Source organism: Salipiger pallidus (assembly GCF_014643635.1).
In the GTDB taxonomy this organism is placed as follows: Bacteria; Pseudomonadota; Alphaproteobacteria; order Rhodobacterales; family Rhodobacteraceae; genus Salipiger; species Salipiger pallidus.
In genome coordinates this window covers 278,775-299,004 of the sequence record NZ_BMJV01000005.1, presented here as the reverse complement: position 1 = coordinate 299,004, position 20,230 = coordinate 278,775, and the positions used below count along the sequence as shown (strand labels likewise).

Annotated in this window: 16 protein-coding genes; 4 read left to right on the top strand and 12 right to left on the bottom strand. The window is 66.1% G+C overall.

Features of this window, described 5'->3' with window-relative positions:
- Positions 1-124: 124 nt before the first annotated feature.
- A complete protein-coding gene (locus IEX41_RS13525; RefSeq protein ID WP_188790783.1) occupies positions 125-1,801 on the bottom strand; it encodes a chloride channel protein in 1,677 nt (558 codons plus the stop codon).
- Between the two features lie 76 nt (positions 1,802-1,877).
- Between IEX41_RS13525 and IEX41_RS13520 the strand changes: the two genes are divergently transcribed.
- Positions 1,878-3,245, top strand: coding sequence for an FAD-binding oxidoreductase (locus IEX41_RS13520; RefSeq protein WP_188790782.1), 1,368 nt, complete (start codon positions 1,878-1,880; stop codon positions 3,243-3,245).
- Positions 3,246-3,338: 93 nt separating this feature from the next.
- On the opposite strand, the gene IEX41_RS13515 is transcribed toward IEX41_RS13520, so the two are convergent.
- From IEX41_RS13515 to cobS, 7 genes are all read right to left on the bottom strand, one after another.
- Positions 3,339-4,619: a TRAP transporter large permease gene (locus tag IEX41_RS13515; RefSeq protein WP_188790781.1), complete on the bottom strand. Its 1,281-nt coding sequence runs from the start codon at positions 4,617-4,619 to the stop codon at positions 3,339-3,341.
- 3 nt (positions 4,620-4,622) lie between these two features.
- Positions 4,623-5,075, bottom strand: a complete 453-nt coding sequence (locus IEX41_RS13510; RefSeq protein WP_229673217.1) for a TRAP transporter small permease — start codon at positions 5,073-5,075, stop codon at positions 4,623-4,625.
- Between the two features lie 44 nt (positions 5,076-5,119).
- Positions 5,120-6,130 carry a TRAP transporter substrate-binding protein gene (locus tag IEX41_RS13505; RefSeq protein WP_188790779.1) on the bottom strand — a complete coding sequence of 337 codons (1,011 nt, stop codon included), beginning with the start codon at positions 6,128-6,130 and terminating at the stop codon, positions 5,120-5,122.
- A 225-nt stretch (positions 6,131-6,355) separates the two neighbouring features.
- Entirely contained in the window at positions 6,356-8,236 is a 1,881-nt protein-coding gene (gene cobT, locus IEX41_RS13500; protein ID WP_188790778.1) for a cobaltochelatase subunit CobT, read from the bottom strand.
- 72 nt (positions 8,237-8,308) lie between these two features.
- On the bottom strand, positions 8,309-8,722 hold the full coding sequence (locus tag IEX41_RS13495) for a hypothetical protein (RefSeq protein WP_188790777.1): 414 nt from the start codon (positions 8,720-8,722) through the stop codon (positions 8,309-8,311).
- On the bottom strand, positions 8,698-9,111 hold the full coding sequence (locus IEX41_RS13490) for a hypothetical protein (protein WP_188790776.1): 414 nt from the start codon (positions 9,109-9,111) through the stop codon (positions 8,698-8,700). The genes IEX41_RS13495 and IEX41_RS13490 overlap by 25 nt, the downstream gene beginning before the upstream one ends.
- Before the next feature lie 161 nt (positions 9,112-9,272).
- A complete protein-coding gene (gene cobS / locus IEX41_RS13485) occupies positions 9,273-10,253 on the bottom strand; it encodes a cobaltochelatase subunit CobS (protein ID WP_188790775.1) in 981 nt (326 codons plus the stop codon).
- Positions 10,254-10,426: 173 nt separating this feature from the next.
- Here cobS and IEX41_RS13480 point away from each other — a divergent pair, with 173 nt between their 5' ends.
- Both IEX41_RS13480 and IEX41_RS13475 read left to right on the top strand, forming a co-directional pair.
- Positions 10,427-10,984 carry a sigma-70 family RNA polymerase sigma factor gene (locus tag IEX41_RS13480; RefSeq protein WP_229673215.1) on the top strand — a complete coding sequence of 186 codons (558 nt, stop codon included), beginning with the start codon at positions 10,427-10,429 and terminating at the stop codon, positions 10,982-10,984.
- Positions 10,981-11,685 (top strand): anti-sigma factor, encoded by a 705-nt coding sequence (locus IEX41_RS13475; RefSeq protein WP_188790774.1) that lies wholly within the window; start codon positions 10,981-10,983, stop codon positions 11,683-11,685. Before IEX41_RS13480 ends, IEX41_RS13475 begins: the two co-directional genes overlap by 4 nt.
- Before the next feature lie 698 nt (positions 11,686-12,383).
- On the opposite strand, the gene IEX41_RS13470 is transcribed toward IEX41_RS13475, so the two are convergent.
- From IEX41_RS13470 to IEX41_RS13460, 3 genes are all read right to left on the bottom strand, one after another.
- The gene (locus tag IEX41_RS13470) at positions 12,384-13,385 is read right to left on the bottom strand and encodes an ABC transporter permease (protein WP_188790773.1); all 1,002 of its coding nucleotides are present in this window, start codon (positions 13,383-13,385) and stop codon (positions 12,384-12,386) included.
- On the bottom strand, positions 13,378-14,415 hold the full coding sequence (locus IEX41_RS13465; protein ID WP_188790772.1) for an ABC transporter permease: 1,038 nt from the start codon (positions 14,413-14,415) through the stop codon (positions 13,378-13,380). Before IEX41_RS13465 ends, IEX41_RS13470 begins: the two co-directional genes overlap by 8 nt.
- 117 nt (positions 14,416-14,532) lie before the next feature.
- Positions 14,533-16,236, bottom strand: coding sequence for a peptide ABC transporter substrate-binding protein (locus tag IEX41_RS13460; protein WP_188790771.1), 1,704 nt, complete (start codon positions 16,234-16,236; stop codon positions 14,533-14,535).
- Between the two features lie 344 nt (positions 16,237-16,580).
- Between IEX41_RS13460 and IEX41_RS13455 the strand changes: the two genes are divergently transcribed.
- Positions 16,581-18,425: an ABC transporter ATP-binding protein gene (locus IEX41_RS13455; RefSeq protein WP_188790770.1), complete on the top strand. Its 1,845-nt coding sequence runs from the start codon at positions 16,581-16,583 to the stop codon at positions 18,423-18,425.
- A 457-nt stretch (positions 18,426-18,882) separates the two neighbouring features.
- Here the strand turns inward: IEX41_RS13455 and IEX41_RS13450 are convergent, their stop codons facing one another.
- Positions 18,883-20,064 carry a GAK system CofD-like protein gene (locus IEX41_RS13450; RefSeq protein WP_188790769.1) on the bottom strand — a complete coding sequence of 394 codons (1,182 nt, stop codon included), beginning with the start codon at positions 20,062-20,064 and terminating at the stop codon, positions 18,883-18,885.
- Between the last annotated feature and the right edge of the window lie 166 nt (positions 20,065-20,230).

Here is a 20,230-nt window from a genome sequence, read left to right as displayed (position 1 = left end):
CTTCTGAGAAGTCTCAATTTCCGGGGTCGGCGGGAATCCGCGCAAATGTGTACAATTGCGCGTGCATGGGCGGAACCTTCTGAGAACACGGCGTTTCAGCCGCGTTGCGCTGCCTGAATATGCATCATGAATGCTCTTCGGCGGCGGTGGCAGCAAGGGCGCGGTTATAGGCCTTGAGCGCGTCCACGTGGAAAAGTGCCCCCTGCAGAACCGGGGTCTGGTCATCTCCCTCGAGAGTCACCACCGGCAGGTAGGCGACGCCGGACTTGTCGAAACGCGGCAGGGCGGTTTCCAGCGTGGCCGAGGTCTGGACCCAGAGGCCCTGTTCGATCATGCCAAGGCAGGCTTCCTCGTCCGCCGCGCCCGGATCGCCCGGCTTGCGCATCACCCCGGCCACCCGGAACATCGCCAGCAGGTAGGCCTGCGGGCCGGCGGCAAGATGGACGTTGCGCCGTTCGATCTGGCTGAGGAAGAAACTGCGGTGCACGAGGCGCGAGGCCAGCGCCGTGGACATGGACACCGACACCATCACCGCAAGGCCGGTCTGCCAGTCCCCCGTCAGTTCAAACACGATGAGCGTGGTCGAAATCGGCGCGCCGAGCACCGCCGCCGCAACCGCGCCCATGCCAGCAAGGGCGTAGAGTGTGAAGGCGCTGCTCTGGTCGGGGAAAAGCCCGGTGGCGATATGGCCGAAGGCCAGCCCGGTCAGCGCCCCCACCATCAGCGAGGGTGAGAATACGCCGCCCCCCATGCGCCCCGCCATGGTGATCGATACGGCGGCCACCTTGACGACCGCGAATATCAGCACCTCGCGCAGACCCAGTGCACCGCTCAGGGCGCGCGAGGTGGTCTCGTACCCGACGCCGATGATGTGCGGGAATGCGATAGCGATGACCCCCAGCATCAGCCCGGCCACGGCAGGGCGCAGGAAATGCGGCAGAGACATGCGCCGCTGCAGCGACGTGCCGAGGTCATCGGCCCAGAAGATCGCCCGCATCATGGCCACCGCCACCAGACCACAGACAAGGCCCATGAGGAAGAAGGCGGGCAGCTCGAGGTAGAACTCCACCGTCGTGGTGCCGGGCAGCAGGAATTCGGTCACGTCCCCGAAAGCCAGCCGGTTGACCACCGTTCCGGCGGCGCTCGCGACTACGATGGGGGCAAAGGCGTGCAGGGCGAAGTGGCGCAGCACCACCTCGAGCCCGAAGAGCGCACCGGCGATGGGGGCGTTGAAGCTGGCCGAAACGGCGGCGGCCACGGCGCAGCCCAGAAGATCGCGCCCAGTGATGCCGTCGACCCTCAGCAGGTTCGACACCCAGCTCGAAATCATCGAGGCGATGTGCACCACCGGCCCCTCGCGCCCGGTAGAGCCGCCCGTGGACAGGGTGATCCACGAGCACAGCATGGAGGCAAGGCCCGCCTTCTTCTCGACCCGGCCATCGTTGAGCGCCGCCCCCTCGATGACGTCCGAGACCGAGCGAACGCGTCCGTCCGGCGTCATGAACTGCACGATGAGGCCCACCACCAGCCCGCCACAGACCGGGATCAGCAGCACCCAGACCCAAGGCAGGGTGCTCGCGAAGGTGGCAAGGGTGCTCACGTCTTCTGTGCCGTACAGCGCGGCCTGCAGGCGGTTGATGGCAAATCGGAAGATCACCGCGGCGGTGCCCGAGGCGATGCCGACCACGAGGGCGATGAGCCAGAAGGTTACCTGACCCGGTGCCTTGTGCCGCAGCAGATCCCAGCCCTGCGCCGCGCTGCTGCCCATCTCCGCGAACTGGCGGCTCAGTGCCCGCAACATCGCTCTTGTCCCCTTTGGCTTTCGCTGGCCCGTCGCTGCCGCTAAGGTCCGCTCCGGTACTACCGGAGGAACCTTCATGTCGGTGCAAACGGCCCTCGACGCTCTTTCTTCTCTCCTAGGCGAACGGCTCGCCCGGTCCAAGTCTGAACTGGATCTGCATGGGCGGTCGGAATCCTATTTTCCGGCCAGGCCGCCCGATGCGGTGGCCTATCCCGCCAGCACCGAAGAGGTGCAGGCGCTGGTCAGGATCTGCGCCGAGCATGACTGCCCGATGGTGGGCTGGGGGGCCGGAACCTCGCTCGAGGGGCACGGGCTTGCGGTGCGGGGCGGCGTGGTCGTCGATTTCAGCCGCATGAACCGCGTGCTCGAGGTGCGGCCCGCCGACATGGACGTGACCGTCCAGCCCGGTGTCACCCGCGAGGCCCTGAACGAAGAGCTGCGGGCCACTGGCCTGTTCTTTCCGGTCGATCCCGGCGCGAACGCGTCGCTTGGCGGCATGGCGATGACCCGGGCCAGCGGCACCACCACCGTGCGCTATGGGACTATGCGCGACAACGTGCTGGGGATGCAGGTGGTGCTTGCCGACGGGCGGGTGATCCGCACCGGCACCCGCGCGCGCAAGTCTGCGGCGGGGTATGATCTGACCGGCCTGATGGTCGGCTCGGAGGGCACGCTTGGCCTTGTGACCGAGCTGACGCTGCGCCTGCATGGGGTGCCTGAGGCGACGAGCGCCGGCATCTGTGCCTTCGGCGACATGCAGTCCGCGGTGACCGCCGTCATGGAGACCATCCAGATGGGCATTCCCATGGCCCGGATCGAGTTCGTCGACAGCGCCACGGCGCGGGCCTTCAAGGACTATTCGGGGATGGCCATGGCCGATGCACCGCACCTGCTGGTGGAATTCCACGGCTCGCCCGAGAGTGTCGCGCAGGATGCGGAGCGCTTTGCAGAGATCGTGGCCGATCATGGCGCCTCGCCGTTCCGCTGGTCGTCCCGCGAGGAGGAGCGCCGGGCGCTCTGGGCGCTTCGGCACAACGGCTATTACGCGGTCCTTGCGTCCCGGAAGGGCGCGCGAGCGGTGGTGACCGACATGTGCGTGCCGATCTCGAAACTGGCTCAGGCGGTCGAGGAGACGCAGGCGGACATCGCCGCGAGCATGGTGCCGGGGCCGATCCTGGGGCATGTCGGGGACGGCAACTTCCACGCCATCCTGCTGATCGACCCTGACCAGCCGGCGGAACTTGAGGAGGCCAAGCGCCTGTCGGACCGCATGGCCGAACGGGCCTTGGCCCTTGGGGGGACCTGCACCGGCGAACATGGCGTCGGTATGGGCAAAACCGCCTTCATGCGCGCAGAGCATGGTGAGGGCTGGGACGTCATGGGGCAGATAAAGGCCGCGCTTGATCCGAAGGGGCTGATGAACCCAGGCAAGCTTGTGCCCTGATGATCCGTGGGGTGGCCGCGCTTCGCGCGGCGCGGGGGCTCTGCCCCCGGACCCCCGGGATATTTGAAGTCAAAGGAAACGGGGGCGAGGTGCTCAGGTGAGCAGGAGCACGATCCCCGGGAACGCGGTGAGCAGGGCGACCCGCAGCACGTCCATGGCGACGAAGGGGACAAGGCCACGGAAGATGGTGCCCAGGGGCACGTCCTTGACCACCGATCTCAGCACGAAGGCGTTCATGCCGACGGGGGGCGTGATGTAGCTGATCTCGGTCACCATGACGACGAAGATGCCGAACCAGATGAGATCGATTCCCTGAGCGGCTACGATGGGATAGAACACCGGCACCGTGAGCATGATCATCGACAGGCTTTCCAGCAGGCAGCCCAGCACGAGGTAGATGCACAGGATCACGAGGATCGTGGTCATCGGCGTGTCGCCGAAGGTCTGCAGGAAGGTCTGGATGTCCTGCGTCATGCCGGACATGTTCACATAATTGGTGAAGGTTAGCGCTCCGAAAAGGATGAAGAACATCATCGAGGTGGTCTTCATCGTATCGTAGAGCACGGCCACCATGGTGCTGCGGCTGAACCGCCCCGAGAGCAGCACCAGAAGCAGCGCGCCGCCCGCACCCATGCCGGCACTTTCGGTGGGGGTGAAGACGCCGAGGTAGATCCCGCCCATCACGAAGGTGAAAAGGACGAGCGCCCCTGCGGTGCCTTTCAAAGCATGGATGCGGTCCTTAAGGGGCAGTTTGGGTTCGGTGGGCAGGGTGATGCCGCCGAAGGCGATGGTGAGCCGCACGGCGATGGCGTAGCCGATGATGCCAATGAGGCCCGGGATGATGCCGGCGAGGAACAGTCTGCCGATGTCCTGCTGGGTGAGGATGCCATAGAACACCAGGATGACCGATGGCGGGATCAGGATGCCCAGAGTGCCACCAGCTGCAATCGAGGCGGTGGACAGCGCATCGGGGTAGCCGAAGCGTCGCATGGAGGGCAGGGCGATGCGCGTCATGGTCGCCGCCGTCGCCATGGAGGACCCACAGACCGAGCTGAACGCGCCGCAGGCCACCACGGTGGCCATCGCCAGCCCGCCCTTGCGGTGACGCAGCCAGGCGTAGGCGGAATTGTAAAGCTCGGTCGCGATGCCTGACTGGACGACGAAATTGCCCATCATCAGAAACAGCGGCAGCACCGAGAGGGAATAATCCCGGCCATTGTCGAAGAAGGCAGAGCCCAGCAGTGACAGCGCCGGAGTCAGACCGATGATCGAGGCAACCCCGGCCAGCCCCACGCCCGCAAGCGCGATGGAGATCGGGACACCGAGAAACAGCAGGGCGGCGAGGATCGCCATGCCCACGGGCCACTGGACCATGGCTCAGCGCTCCTTGAGGGCAAGCAGCGGCAGCGCTGCGGTGATGGCGGCGCCGATGCCGGTGCAGACGGCGCAGAAATATCCAAGCGGGGCGATGGGCAGGCGCAGGGTGCTCGTGGTACCGCCGTAACCGCCTATCTGGCCCGCATAGACCCAGACCCGCCAGGCGACGATGCCCAGCACCACGCCCGAGCCGATGCCGGTCAGCGCCAGCCGCCATGGGTGCACCGCTTTGGGCATGCGGTCCACGGCAAGATCCACGGTCACGTGTTCGTCCGCCAGCGCCACCGCAGGCAGGCCGAGGAACACCACCGCGGCGAGCAGCAGCTCAGTGAGTTCCGTGGCGCCCATGAGTGGCGCGTTGAACAGATAGCGCCCGATCACGTCGACTACCGTCAGCCCCATGAGCGACAGCAGCAGCACACCGCCCAACACCGCGAGCGTCGTGCGCAGCATCTCCGCGCCCCGGCTCGGGGCGCGGTCCGTTCCGCCGCCTTGCATTACTCGGCCGCTTCCGCCGCGATGCCTGTCTTCAGCGCTTCATAGGCAGCCTCGGCGTCGATGCCGGTCTCGGCGGCTTCGTCAAGCTTGGCCTGAACCAGCGGAGACAGCGCCTCCTGCCAGGCGGTCAGCTGAGCCTCGGTCGCGGGGGTGATGGCAATCTCGCCCTCCATCGCCGCCATGCCTGCGGCATCGGCGGCATCCCACATCTGACCGGCCTTGCGCGCGAGCGCCTCGCCGGTGACCTCGTCGATGGCGGTTTGCTGTTCGGGGGACAGGCTCTCCCACTTGGCCTTGTTCATGACGATATAGAACGAGGTGTTGTAAAGCCCGCCGGGCACGGAAATGGCCTCGTTCAGCTGCGGGATCAGCTTGAAGAAGTTGACGGATTCGTAAGGAAAGAGGATGCCGTCCGCGACGCCCTGGCTGAGCAGTTCGTAGGATTTCGACGACGGGCCTTCCACGGGCACCGCGCCAAGCGTGCTCACCACCTCGTGCACGATGCCGCCGCCGACGCGCAGTTTCACGCCGTCCAGCACGTCCGGGGCGGAAACGTCGCCCTCCTTGAGGAAGACCTCGCCCGGCCCGTGGCTGAACACCGCGAGGACCTTCACGTCATCGTATTCGCCCGCGTCGCGCAGCATCTCGTCGAAGACGTTCCAGTAAGCGACCGACACGTTTTCGGCGCTGTCACCAAGGAAGGGAAGCTCGACGATGTTGGTGGTCTTGAACCGGCCGGGGTTGTAGCCTTGGACGCCGAAGGTGATGTCGGCCACGCCGTTGACGGCAAAGTCGAAATGCGCCCCCGGCGGTCCAAGCGGTGCGGGCAGGATCTGCGCGGTGACCGCGCCGCCTGTGGCCTCGGCGATGTCCTCGGTCATGGGGACGATCAGCTCCGACACCAGCGGATGCGACGGCGGCAGCCAGTTGGCCACGGTCAGCACGGTCTGGGCGCTTGCGCCGGTTCCAAGCAGGGCGGCAAGCGCCGTGGCGGTCAGGAGGTGTTTCATGGATCTGTCCCTGTCGATGTCACTCCGGCCCATCCGAAACGCAAGGAGGCCGGTTCCACATCTGTCTTGCAAACCGCCCCCGGGCGCAAGGCCGCCAGGCCGCTTTTGCCGCCGCCGCGGCATCACTGCACGGCGTCAGGGCAAAGGCGCAGGTGGCCCCTTCTTCTCTTGGAAAATACGCCGGGGGAGCGCGAAGCGCGGGGGGCAGAGCCCCCCTGCGCCGTCTCAGCCAGCGCGGCGGATGCCGGAGAATCGCGCCCGTGCCCGCGGATCGCTGTCGAACAGCGCCGCAAGCTGCTCGGTCATCGCACCGGCAAGCTGCTCCACGTCGGTAATCGTCACCGCGCGGTCGTAGTAGCGGGTCACGTCATGACCGATGCCGATGGCCAGAAGTTCGACCTGCTTGCGACGCTCGACCATGGCGATGACATCGCGCAGGTGCTTCTCGAGGTAGTTGGCCGGGTTCACCGACAGGGTGCTGTCATCCACCGGCGCGCCGTCCGAGATCACCATGAGGATCTTGCGCGCCTCGGGACGGCCCGCCATGCGGCGGTGCGCCCATTCCAGCGCCTCACCGTCGATGTTCTCCTTCAGAAGGCCTTCCTTCATCATGAGCCCGAGATTGTCGCGAACCCGCCGCCACGGCGCATCGGCGCGCTTGTAGACGATGTGGCGCAGATCGTTGAGACGCCCGGGCTGCTGTTCGCGCCCCTCGGCCAGCCACTTCTCGCGGGCCGCGCCGCCTTTCCAGGCGCGGGTGGTGAAGCCGAGGATCTCGACCTTAACCGAACACCGCTCAAGGGTGCGCGCCAGAACATCGGCACAGATCGCCGCGATGGAAATGGGGCGGCCCCGCATGGAGCCGGAGTTGTCCAGCAGCAGCGTCACCACTGTATCGCGGAATTCGGTGTCCTTCTCGATCTTGAAGGACAGCGGCGTGGTGGGGTTGGCCACCACCCGCGCAAGCCGACCCGCATCGAGGATGCCCTCCTCGAGGTCGAACTCCCAGCTCCGGTTCTGCTGCGCCTGAAGGCGGCGCTGAAGCTTGTTGGCCAGCCGCGACACAGCGCCCTTGAGCGGGTCGAGCTGTTGATCGAGATAGGCGCGCAGGCGTTCCAGTTCCGCAGGTTCGGCCAGTTCCTCGGCGGCGATTTCCTCGTCATGGGTGCCGTCGAAGACCTTGTAGTCGGGGTCCGCGTCGGACACCGGGGCAGGGCTTGGCGGTTCCATCGGCGCGTCGCCGTCGGGCATCTCGGTCTCTTCGCCCAGCTCCTGGTCGGCCATGTCGTCGGCAGAGACCTGCGCCTGGCTGGCGTCCTGCATATCTTCCTGGCTCTGCTCGGGCGAGGCTTCGGCTTCGTCCTGCTGGTCGTCGTCCTGCCCGGTGCTGTCGGGCTGGTCCTGCTCTTCGCTGTCCTCGGACTGGGCGTCGTCCTGTTCCTCGTCGTCGATCTGGTCGGGATCTTCGCCAAGCTGGTCGCCATAGCCGAGGTCGGTGATCATCCGCCGCGCGAATTTCGCGAAAGAGGCCTGGTCGGACAGCGTCTCCTCGAGACCATCGAGCGTACCGCCCGCCTGGTCTTCGATGAAGCCGCGCCAGAGTTCCATGACATGGGCGGCGTCCTTCGGAAGGTCGCGCCCGGTGGCAAGATGACGGATAAGATAGCCTGCGGCGACCGGCAGAGGCGCCTCGGCGGCCTGAGTGATCTGGCCGTAGCCACGGCGGGCGGCCTCGTGGCCGATCTTGGCGTCGACGTTGCCGGCGGTGCCGGGCATGTCGCGGGCGCCCATCGCCTCGCAGCGGGCGGTTTCCATCGCCTCGTAAAGCTCGCGCGCCATGTCGCCCGGGGGCGCGTAGCGGGCATGGGTGCCCGCGTCGTGATAGCGGCGGTGCAGCGCCAGCGCATCGGCAGTGCCGCGCGCCAGCAGAACCTCGTCCCGGGTGAGGCGGCGGGACACCTGCGGCAGGCGCATGATGTCGCCGGATACACCGGACGGGTCCACGGTATAGTTCACCGTAAGCTCGTGGTCGTCGGCCATGACCTTGGTGGCCTCGGCCAGCGCCTTCTTGAAGGGATCTGCGGGGTTGTCATCTTTACGCGCCATGCCACAGATGTCGCGCTCCGGCGGGCGATTGGCAAGGGGCAAATGTTAACTTGGCGGCGCGCAGCTGTGGTCTCAGCCCGGCAGCAACGCTTGGCAGGTCGACAGCTGGCCGTGCGCCAACCGGCGCGCCCGCTCCGCGTGGGTGTTGTCCGGCCCAAGATCGGCCTGCTGCAGAAGTACCGCCTGCGCCACCTTGGCGGACAGACGCAAGTGCAGCGCGCGCGCCCCGTCGAGGCCCTGCGCCAAGGTGATCGGCAGCAGCGCCTCGATCAGCGCGTCGAGATCGCGCCGCAACCGGGTTCGGACGGGATCGCTGCCACGCGCCAAAAGCCAGTCATGTTCGATTCTGGCCGCCACTCGCCCGGCGCAGGTGGCAAACAGGCGCATCCGTTCGGTGCTGGTCCCCGCGGGCACGGAGGCATGGGCCGGCGCGATCAGGTCCGCCAGAAGGGTGGCGATCCTCAGCGGGTGAGTAGTGCGTGACATGTGTCAAGCTGCTGTGAAAGGGTGAGGCGCGCCATGCCGGCGCGCCGCTCGTCCTTGTGGCGGGTGGTGCGGAGCAGGGCGCGGAACTGGCGTCTGGAGCGCATCCGCTGGTTCAACAGGTCCGTGGGTCTGAGGGTTGACGGCAACGAGCGATAGAGCGCCTCGTGCCAGTCGCGGCGGAGGGCAAGCGGCTCGATCACCGGATCGCCCGACGCGATGGCCTGCTCGATCTGCGCCGCGAGCCGTCCTGCACAGACCGCATGGGCAACCTCGGCCCGTTCTCCGTCCGACAGGCGCGGTGGGGCCGCTGCCGCAAATCCCGCGCCCAGCAGCAGTGTCAGGGCGGCGGCACGGCAGGCCGGAAGGATATGGGGCTGCGCAACAGGCATGGGCTCAGTCTGCGCCCGCAGTCTTTACAGGCGGTAACCATGCGGGACGTTGCGCCGCCCGAAGTGCTGCGGATTTTACATACCTTGGTCCAAGCGGGTGGAACTCAAGAAAAAAGGGCGCCGCATCGGGCGCCCTTCGAGGATTTCAGGAATAGATCGCCTCAGACGATCGACAGGCTGGCCGCGCTTTCGGGCAGTTCCTCGTCGAAGCAGCGCTGGTAGAACTCGGCCACGGTCTGGCGCTCGAGCTCGTCGCACTTGTTGAGGAAGGACAGGCGGAACGCATAGCCGACGTCGCGGAAGATCTCGGAGTTCTGCGCCCATGCGATCACGGTCCGGGGCGACATCACCGTCGACAGCTCGCCGTTCATGAAGGCTCGGCGGGTGAAGTCCGCCACGGTGACCATCTGGCGGATGGTCTTGCGGCCCTTCTCGTTGTTGTAATGCGGCGCCTTGCTGAGAACGATGTTGGTCTCGGCGTCGATGCTGAGATAGTTCAGCGTCGCCACCAGCGACCAGCGGTCCATCTGGCCCTGGTTGATCTGCTGAGTGCCGTGGTAGAGGCCGGTGGTGTCGCCAAGGCCGACCGTGTTCGCCGTGGCGAAGATGCGGAAGTACTTGTGCGGCGTCAGCACCTGGTTCTGGTCGAGCAGAGTGAGCTTGCCATCGGTCTCCAGAACGCGCTGGATCACGAACATTACGTCGGCGCGGCCCGCGTCGTATTCGTCAAAGACGATGGCACAGGGGTTACGCAGCGCCCAGGGCAGGATGCCTTCCTGGAACTGGGTGGTCTGCTTGCCGTCGATCAGCTTGATCGCGTCCTTGCCGATGAGGTCGATCCGGCTGATGTGGCTGTCGAGGTTCACCCGCACCGACGGCCAGTTGAGCCGAGCGGCCACCTGTTCGATGTGGGTCGACTTGCCGGTGCCGTGGTAGCCTTGGATCATCACCCGGCGGTTGTTGCGGAAGCCCGCGAGGATGGCCAGCGTGGTGTCGGGATCGAACTTGTAGGTGCTGTCGAGCTCCGGCACCCGGTCGGTGCGGTCGGGGAAGCCGTGCACCACCATGTCGGTGTCGATGCCGAACACCTCGCGAACCTGGATTTCCTCGGTCGGTTTCGCATTGATGTCGATATCGCTCATGTCGTGCCCCCGGATGTCGGTCTTGCAATGGTCGTGATTACTGTCGGACTTGTGGTGCCTCATATCTTCGGCAAGGGCAAGTGCGGGCAAAGTGCCGTGTTAGGGTTTGCCCAAGGGCCGCCTGCGCGCTAGGCTCATGAAAACACAAAGCCCGCGAGCAGAGCCTGACACACGTGATCGACCCCCGTGCCGAAATCGAAGACCTCATCGCGCGCGTCGCGATGGGAGACCGTGCCGCCTTCCGTGCGCTTTATGAGCGGACCTCGGCGAAACTCTTTGGCATCTGCCTGCGTGTCTTGGATGACAGGGCAATGGCAGAGGAAGCGCTGCAGGACGTATTCTGCAAGATATGGGCTAGGGCCGGGCAATACCGGGTCAACGGGTTTTCCCCCATGACATGGCTTATCACGCTGGCCCGCAACGCCGCCGTGGACCGCCGCCGCAAGCGCGACGCGCAAGAGCGCCGCAAGGCCGCGCCGATCGAGGCTGCCGACCTGCTTGCCGATCCCGCACCGGGACCGGCGCAGCAGATGCAGGCGCGTTCGGAGGCGGGCTTGCTGCATGGCTGCATCGCCGAGCTGCCCCCGGAACGCGCCGAGATGGTTCGGCGTGCATATCTTGAAGGCGCAAGCTATGCCGAGCTCTCGGACGCCACCGGCGTCAAACTGAACACCGTACGCACATGGCTGCGCCGCAGCCTGATGCAACTAAGGGAGTGCCTGAGCCGATGAGCGGGGCCGAAGACACCGATCTGCCCGGGGGCTGGGACGCCTCGGCAGCCGAGTATGTGCTCGGGCTGCTCGAAGGGGATGAGCGGGCGGCATTCGAACAGCGGTTGGCGCACGATCGTGACCTGCGGCAGGATGTGGAGGCCTGGGAGGATTATTTCTGCAGCTTCACCGACGCCATCGAGCCGGTTGATGCTCCGCCCCAGGTGCTGCGCCGCGCCGAGCTCGAGCTTTTCGGCCGTGATCGCAATCCGTTCTGGAGCTCGCTGTTGCCCTATCTACTTGGGGCCGTGGCCGCGGCCGCCATCGCGTGGATGGCGATGTTCTCGGGCCTCATCGGGCGCTCGGACGCACCGCACCTCTGGGCAGATCTCGACACGCCCTCGCGTGGCATCGAACTGCTGGCGCATTACTCTCCTGACAGCGGGACCTTCATGGTGCGCTGGGACGCGGGCGATTATCCCGAGGGCCGGTCTCTGGAAGTCTGGATGATTGCCGATGCGGATGCGGCGCCGGTGTCCATCGGCCTCGTGGACCGAGGCGGCGGTCTGACCGAGATCCCGGTCTCCGGCAACCTTGCCGAGCAGCTTTACGGCGGCGCGGCGGTCGCGATTTCCGAAGAGGCCGAGGGTGGCTCGCCCTCGGGCGCTCCGGAAGGTCCGGTCCTGTCACTGGGAAGCATGGCCCCGCGTGAAGGGCAGTAACGCCGGGGCAATGGGCCGGCGGGCATACAATGCCGTCGCCGGTCGATCCCACTCTTTCCCATCTTGCCGGTGTGGTTGGCAGGCGACAATTGCGCCGCTGCGCGCGTGAGCAAACACGATTTTTCCGGCACGGGCGTCTTTCGGAACACCCACATGATGGACCGCGTCCGTGATTGCGTACGCTGCGGCAACTACTGTTTCGTCACGCACGAGACCTGCTTCGCCCTGCTGCCCGAGGATGTCCCCGCGCCAGTTCCGCCGAGGTCATGACGACCCCTGATGGCCGCCGCGACTTGACTATGCCCTGCGGCTATCGTGCCGAGCGTCGGCGCGAGGCCGATACTCTGGTCTGCGGCATCTCCCACCAGCCCTCCGAGGCCTGTCGCGCCTACCGCGCGGGATCCTTTGATTGAAGCCGCCGCCTGCCTCACGCCAAGACGAAGTGGCAGGCCCTCGTGTTGCCGGATCGGCCGGAAGCCATTGCCGTCGAGGAAAAGAGGGCGCTTGCCGATGTTGCGAGCCGGGAGGTTTCGGTGGAGGTGCTCGCGCCGTGTAAGTTTCTCGGCGCGAGCATGTCGCGGCATTGGTTTGCCCGAGGCCCTGTGGCCAAGGAACACGCCTGAGACGCTATTCCTTTCAAACTTGGCAGCAGCGAGACGCCTCTGGACCCGGAGCCCCGAAACAGCGGCTGTGGTCCCTCAGCGTCCCCGCAGGCGTGGATCAAGCGCATCGCGCAGACCGTCGCCAAGGTAGTTCACCCCCAGCACGGTCAGCGAGATCGCAACCCCCGGCAGCACCACCCGTTCGGGGAAATCCTCCATCCGGGCGACCGCATCCGCCAGCATCTTGCCCCAGGTGGGGAAGTCTGACGGAAAGCCGACGCCAAGGAAGCTCAGCGCGGATTCGGTGATGATCGCGGTGGCAAGGCCCAGCGTCGCAGAGACCATGATCGGCGACAGCACGTTGGGCAGCAGGTGCCGCCGGATGATCAGCGACGAACGGGTGCCGATGGACCGCGCCGCCAGCACGAACTCACGTTCCTTGATGGCAAGGATGTCGCCGCGCACGATGCGGGCGGTGGGCATCCACGAGGTGATGCCCACGACGGCGACGATGAGCACGAACATGCCGCCCTCGGGACCGAAGTTGGCGCGCAGCGGTTGACGGAACAGCGTCACCGCCACCAGCAGCAGCGGCAGGATCGGCAGGCTGAGAAACAGGTCCGTTAGGCGCATCAGCGGCCCGTCAAGCTTGCGGAAATATCCCGCCATGACGCCCACGGCGGTGCCGATCAGCAGCGACAGCAGCATCGCCGCCCAGCCCACCGCCATGGACGCGCGCCCCCCTGCGATTAGTTGCGAAAGGTTGTCGCGCCCCAGCTGGTCTGTGCCGAGCGGATGCGACCAGCCGGTTTTGGCCTCGGCGTTCCACAGCGCGGTATAGATGGGGCGCATGTCCTTGGCCCGGATGTCCAGCGTCTGCGGATCGAGTGTCCACAGGTAGGGCCCCAGAAGCACTCCCAGCGTGATGATCGCCAAGAAGAACGCGCCGGTCATGGCGCCCTTGTGCTTGCGGAACTGGGACCAGATTGCGCTCCATTTCGACACGGGCGGGGTGTCGGGGACGGTGTCCTTCAGCGCTTCGATGGGCAGGTCTGCGCCTGCGGCTACGATCAGATCGTCCTGCGGGCTGTCAGTCATAGCGGATCCTCGGGTCGAGCAGGCCGTAGAGCACGTCGGCGATCAGGTTGAAGAGCACGATCAGGAAGGCGAAGATGAAGGTCAGCGTCATCACCATCGGCAGATCGTTGGCGAAAAGCGCGGTCAGCAGCAGCTGTCCAATGCCGTTCACCTTGAAGACATTCTCGGTGATGATCGCGCCGCCGAAGATCGCCGGGACGCCGAGGGCGATCACCGTGACCACTGGGATCATCGAGTTGCGCAGCACGTGGACCATGACGACGATGCCCTCGCTCAGGCCCTTGGCCCGGGCGGTGCGCACGTAATCCTGCCCGAGGTTGTCGAGCATCGATGCGCGCATGTACCGCGACAGCTGCGCCGTGGTCTGCAGTGCCAGCACCATCACCGGCATCACCATCTGGCGCAGCTGCACCATAAAGCTGTCCCAGTCGTTCACCACATGGGTGGTGTCATAGATCGACGGGAACCAGCCGAGGTAGACGGAAAACACCACGATCAGCAGTGGCCCTGTGAAAAACGGCGGGATCGAAAAGCCCACCATGGTCACGAAGGTGCCCGCCTGATCGAAGACGGAATATTGCCGGTAGGCGGAATAGACGCCGATGGGCAGGGCGATGAGCACCCCCACCACATAGGACAGCCCTACAACCCAGAGCGTCTGGGGAATGCGCTGCAGCACGATGTCCATCACCGGCGACCGGGTCTGCCACGAGATCACCCGCAGCTCGCCCTGATAAAGCTGGGTGTCCGGCAGCCAGCCCAGCAGGAAACTGTCCCGGGTCAGCCAGTCGATGAACACCTTAGGCTCGGTCCAGAACACCTGCACCAACCATTTCCAGTATTGCACGAGCGCGGGTTCCCCCACGCCAAGGGCCTCGCGCATCTTCTGTTTCACTTCGGGCGGCACCGTCAGGGGCACCTGCGCCATGGGATCGCCGGGGGCGAGTTGCAAAAGCATGAAGATCACGAAGCTGATGAACAGCAGCGTCGGGACCGAAAGCACGAGCCGTCGGACGGCGAAAGTCAGCATCTGGCGGGGTCTCCGGGCTGGTCTTGGTCTTATGAGACGATGGCGGCCCCAGGGGCCCTTTGGGGCTCGGGGCAAACGGCGCGCCCCCGCGATGGGGACGCGCCGGGGTTTAGGCCATCACTCCACGCGGTACCAGTCGGCCGCGTTCCACAGCTCTGAGTCCCAGGTGTTCAGGACAACGCCGCCGAGGGTGTTGGAATGCGCCGAGACACGGCCACGGTCCACCAGCGGAACGATGGTGTAGCTGTCCTTGGTCAGCATCTCGTTGAGGCGCTTGGCGATCTCGCCGCGCTTCTCCAGCTCGCCGGTGGCGGCCAGCTCATCGAGAAGGGCATCGTACTCTTCGTTGCAGAAGCGGTTGATGTTCTCGCCCTGCCATTGGCTGGACGGCTTCGGCTCGTTGCCGCAGCGGTACATCTGCAGGTAGCTCTGCGGATCGGTGCCGTCGAAGTTGTTGGCGTACATTTCCACGTCCGCGTAGAACTTCTGGAACGTGTCGGGCGAGCCAGGATCGCCACCGAAGAACACCGAGCTGTCGATGTTGCGCAGTTCGGTTTCGACACCGATTTCGTTCCACCACTGCTTGATCAGCGCCTGGAAGTCCTGGCGCACGGCGTTGGTCGAGGACTGGAACAGCAGCGAGAGCGGCTCACCGTCCTTGTCCACGATGCCGTCACCATCGGTGTCAGTCCAACCCGCTTCCGCGAGCAGCGCCTTGGCGCCTTCGACGTCCTGTGTCAGGCAGTCTTCGTTGGGCGACGCGTAAAGCGCGGGCGCGGGCACGAGGTTGCAGGTGGCGCGGCCGGCCTGGCCGTAGCCCACCTCGACCAGCAGGTCGCGGTCGATGGCCATGGACAGCGCCTGGCGCACCTTCATGTCCGACAGGATCGGGTGGGGATGCGCGACGGTGGACCGCTCGCCTTCCGGCAGGTCCGGCGACGGGTCGGTCATGTTCATCTCGAGCCGTTCCACCAGCGTGCCGAAGGCCGACACCGGCACGCCAGCACCGGCCTCTGCCATGGAGGAAAGGACGTCGGGCGCCAGTTGCAGGTTCCAGGCGTAGTCGAATTCGCCGGTCTGGAGCACCGCGCGGGCCGCCGATTCCGCATCACCGCCGCCCTTGAGGGTCGCGGTGGCGAAGGCGGGCTTGGCCGGGTCACGGTAGTTGGGGTTGGCCGACAGCGAGATCACGTCGTTGGGTTTGAACTCGTCCACCACGAAGGGGCCGGTGCCGATGGGGTAGAAGTTCGCCTCGGTGCAGGTCGATGCCGCAGCGCCGGTGCACTCCTCGAATTGCGCTTTTTGCAGAATCGGGGACTGGCCGCCCATGAAGGGGCCGTAGGGGTTGGGCATCGGCTTGTCGAAGTTGACCACGACGGTCAGATCATCGGGCGTTTCGATGCTGCTGATGTGGTCGAACTTGGCCAGCTGCGCGCAGCCCCCCTCGGGGTCCATGCAATAGTCAGCGGTGAACTTCACATCCGCCGAGGTCATGGGGCTACCGTCGGACCACACCATGCCTTCCTTGATCTTCCAGGTAATGGTGGTCAGGTCCTCGGAGACGCCGCCGTTCTCCACGGTGGGGATCTCTTCGGCAAGGTAGGGCACCAGCGCGCCGGTCTCGTCGTAGCGGCCCAGCGGCTCGAGCACGAGGCTGGCCGCCTCGATGTCCTTGGTGCCGCTCGACAGGTAGGGGGTCATGATCGACGGCGCCTGCCAGTAGATGATGTTGACGTGGCCGTCCTCGCCGCGCTCCGCGAAGGCGGCGGGTGCCAGCGCGGACGTGGCGACGGCTCCCATCAGCAGGGTTTTCAACGTCATGTGTCTCTCCTTGTTGGGCTCCGGCCACGCTGGACCGGATTTATCGTTATTGCCGGGAATCGGGGTCCCGGGGCGCTCCCTTGTGGTTTGAACCGTTTGGCTCTTGCTTTTGTGCGTGCCCCCGGGGCCGTGGTCCGACCCGTCGTGCCTAATCGAAAACAGACGCCGCGAAAAAAGCAAGCGTTGCCTTTGCGGAAACCGGGGGTGGGGTTTGACAACGCCTAAACCCTGCCCGTAGCGTTTGCGGACAATTGGCTTTCAGGCCGCCATGAGCGGCCTTTCGGCCTTGGTCCGCTCCGGGCGTGTGACGCAAGGTCACCTCCGGGCGATACGCAGGAGACAGCATGCTCGACACCGCACCGGGGCAGACCGCTGCCGAACCCATCGCCCGCATCGACCGCCTGCGGGTCGAGTTCGAAACCCGTCAGGGGCCTGTCGCCGGGGTCGAGGACCTGAGCTTCGACATCCGGCCCGGCGAGACGGTCTGCGTGGTGGGCGAAAGCGGGTCGGGCAAGTCGGTGTCGTCGCTGTCGCTGATGCGGCTGATCGAATTCGGGGGCGGCAACATCGCGCGGGGAAGGCTGCTGTTCGACCGCAAGGATGGCGGCGAGGTCGATCTGGCCACCCAGTCCCAGAAGGTCATGCGCGACATTCGCGGCAACGAGATCGGCATGATTTTCCAGGAGCCGATGACCGCGCTCAACCCGGTCTTCACCGTGGGCCGCCAGCTGTCCGAGGGCCTGCGCGTCCACCGTGGCATGAGCCGCGAGGCCGCCAATGCCGAGGCGCTAGACCTGCTGCGCCAGGTGCGCATCCCCGAACCGGAGCGGCGGCTGAAGCAGTACCCGCACGAGCTGTCGGGCGGCATGCGCCAGCGGGTGGTGATCGCCATGGCGCTGGCCTGCAAGCCGCGCCTGCTGATCGCGGACGAGCCGACCACCGCGCTTGACGTGACGATCCAGGCCGAGATCCTCGCCCTGATGGACCGGCTCAAGCGTGAAACCGGCACAGCGGTGATGTTCATCACCCATGACATGGCGGTGGTGGCGCAGATGGCCGACCGCGTGGTGGTCATGTTCCGCGGCAACAAGGTCGAGGAAGGCACCGTCGAAGAGATCTTCGAGCGCCCGCAGCATCCCTACACCAAGGCGCTTCTGGCCGCGGTGCCGCGCCTTGGCGAGATGCAGGGCAAGCCGCTGCCCGAGCCGATGAAGCTGTTCGGCCGCCCCGATCAGACCATCGCGCCGATCCCCGGATCGAATGAGACGCTGTTGACCGTCGAGAACCTGACCACGCGCTTCCCGGTCAAGGGCGGCTTCTTCCGGCGCACCGTGGCCAACGTCCACGCGGTCGAGGATGTTAGTTTTACCATCAACAAGGGCCAGACCCTGAGCCTCGTGGGGGAATCGGGCTGCGGCAAGTCGACCTGCGGGCGCTCGGTGCTGCGGCTGGTGGAGCCGCTGCGGGGCAGGGTGGATCTGGGCGGGACGGACGTGCTTGGCCTCGGGCCGGGGGCGCTGCGGGACAAGCGGTCCGAGATGCAGATGATCTTCCAGGATCCGTTCGCCTCGCTCAATCCGCAGATGACGCTGGCCGACCAGGTGGCCGAGCCCATGCGCAATTACGAAACGCACAAGGGGTCCGGCATGATGGACCGGGTTGCGATGCTGTTCGACCGGGTCGAGCTGCCGCGCAGCTTCATGAAACGCTTCCCGCACGAGCTGTCGGGCGGCCAGCGCCAGCGGGTCGCCATCGCCCGCGCGCTTGCCCTGACGCCCAAGCTCATCGTCGCGGACGAGGCGGTGTCGGCGCTGGACGTGAGCGTGCAGGCGCAGGTGGTGAACCTGATGATGGAATTGCAGGCGGATCTTGGCCTGTCCTATCTGTTTATCAGCCACGACATGGCAGTGGTCGAACGCGTCTCGCACCGTGTCGGGGTCATGTACCTTGGCCGCATCGTCGAGATCGGCCCGCGCGCGGCAGTCTTCGAGGATCCGCGCCACCCCTACACGCGGGCGCTGATGAAGGCGGTTCCCGTTGCCGACCCGCGCCGTCGCAAGTCCGAGAAGGACCTGAACTTCAAACCGATCCCCTCACCGATCCACCCGGTGGGCTTCGAGCCTGCCGAGACCGTGTTCGAAGAGGTCTCGCCCGGGCATTTCGTGCTGGTGTCTGACAGCGGGTACTGAACGGCACAGCATTGGGTCGCTTTCCCGAAGGTTCGTCCGGCGCCCCATCTATCGGTGGAGCCCGTGTCCCAAGCAGTCGTCCGGAATGCGTCCAAGAGGCGTATGCGGGACGATCCCTGCTCGGCCCTCACGTGTTCGGTTTGCTCGTGCACGTCCGGGAGGCCCGGGTAGCGCAAGTAGGAGGCAGTTGGGTGATCTATCTAGGCGGCAATCATTCCACCATAGGACCGGGATCACCTGCCGTCTTTGGCCATCGCCGCTCTACTGACCTGCCGGACAGGTCCGGAACGAAAGCCGGCGGCCTGTCCGAACAACAGCAAGATGGCGGTTGCTGCCTTCTCCCGAGGCGAATGGCCCGAACCGGCCTCGCGCTCAGCGCCGGGCGCTCAGTTTCGGCGTCTGGCTCGGGCGCCGCTTCGGCAATCAGTCCAACGAGCTGCGGCCGCTGTTCTGGCGTTCAACCCAGCGAAACGAGGATCTCGGCCACCGTCTCGGGGTCGTATTTCAGGCCGTCCCCTCGGGCGAGTGGCAGGCGGATGACCGGGATGCCGTGGCGCTCTGACGCTTCGGCGCAGGTCGCTGCGGGCACTGAGACATCGCACAGAACATGGGTCAGGAATCGCACGGCGGGCAGATCCTCCCCTGCGTCCTGCCGCAGGGGGCGCAGAAGGGCGTCGATCTGATCACTGAGGTCATGACCGAAGGCCTCGGGGTCGTTTCCAAGCGCGGGCAGGTAGACTTTGGCCACGGTCCGCCCGGCCACGCTGCGCCCCACGCCCGCGGGCACGAGGTTGACCGCGACGCTGCTGTAGAGGCTTCCCGGCGGGTAGCAGATCACGTCCGCTCCAACGATGAGCGCATGGTTGCGTTCAGGCAGGGGCACCTGCGCGGGCGGCAGCTCGGCGGTGCCATCGGTGAGGAACAGGCGGATGACGGGGCTGTCGATGGGCGGGCTCTCCTTGCCCGACAGGAGGCGCTGCGACAGGATGCGGCGGCCATCGGCGAGCTCGACCCCCATGTGCAGGGTGTCGTCCACAAGTGCTCGCACGGTGCCGCGCACATCGACCATCTTGGACATCATGAACAGCGCCTGCTCCAGTCCGCGCCCGCGCGCAAGGTAGCCGCCCGCGATGATGAGGTTGCCGATGCTGGCGTTGCGGTAGTCGAAGCGGTCCGGCACCCGGTCGAAGAATGCCGAGAGCTCGGCCCGGATCAGCTGCTGCATGGGCGGCGCGATGGCGGCCAGCAGGGGGTGGACGCCCGAGCGCAAGCGCATGACCTCGTGGCGCAGCTCGGTCGCATCGCCTGCGGCGGGCAGGCGGTGGGTGAAAAGCGCGTAGATCTCGGGCTGGCCGAGCACGGATTCGTCCGCAAGCGCCATCAGCCGCGAGCGCAGGTCGCCCACGGCAGGCATGTCGAAGGCCTCGCGCAGGATGCGGCTGCTGCCGCCACTGTCGAAGGGCGTAACGAGGTGAACGGAGTTGTGGGTCAGTCGCTTGAGTCGGCGCGAGATGCCGTTAAGCGCGCTGCCCCCCGAGAAGAACAGCACCCGGGGGCCGAACTGGGGCGCGCTGCGGGCGCGGGCGACGCGCAGGCTGTCGGGAATCTGGATGTCGCGGTCGATGCGCAGGGTCGGCATTGTGGTCTTTCGCCAGTGATCTCGTTGCCGCAGAACTGTTTGCCTGTGGTCTGGCGGAGGACTGTCGGGGACGGTGAAGGGTTTGGCAAGTCATGCACAGCGGGGCACCTCGGGACGGTTTGCCAGAAGTGCCCGGCGGACGGCGCGTGGAGCGGGCGGAATGTGC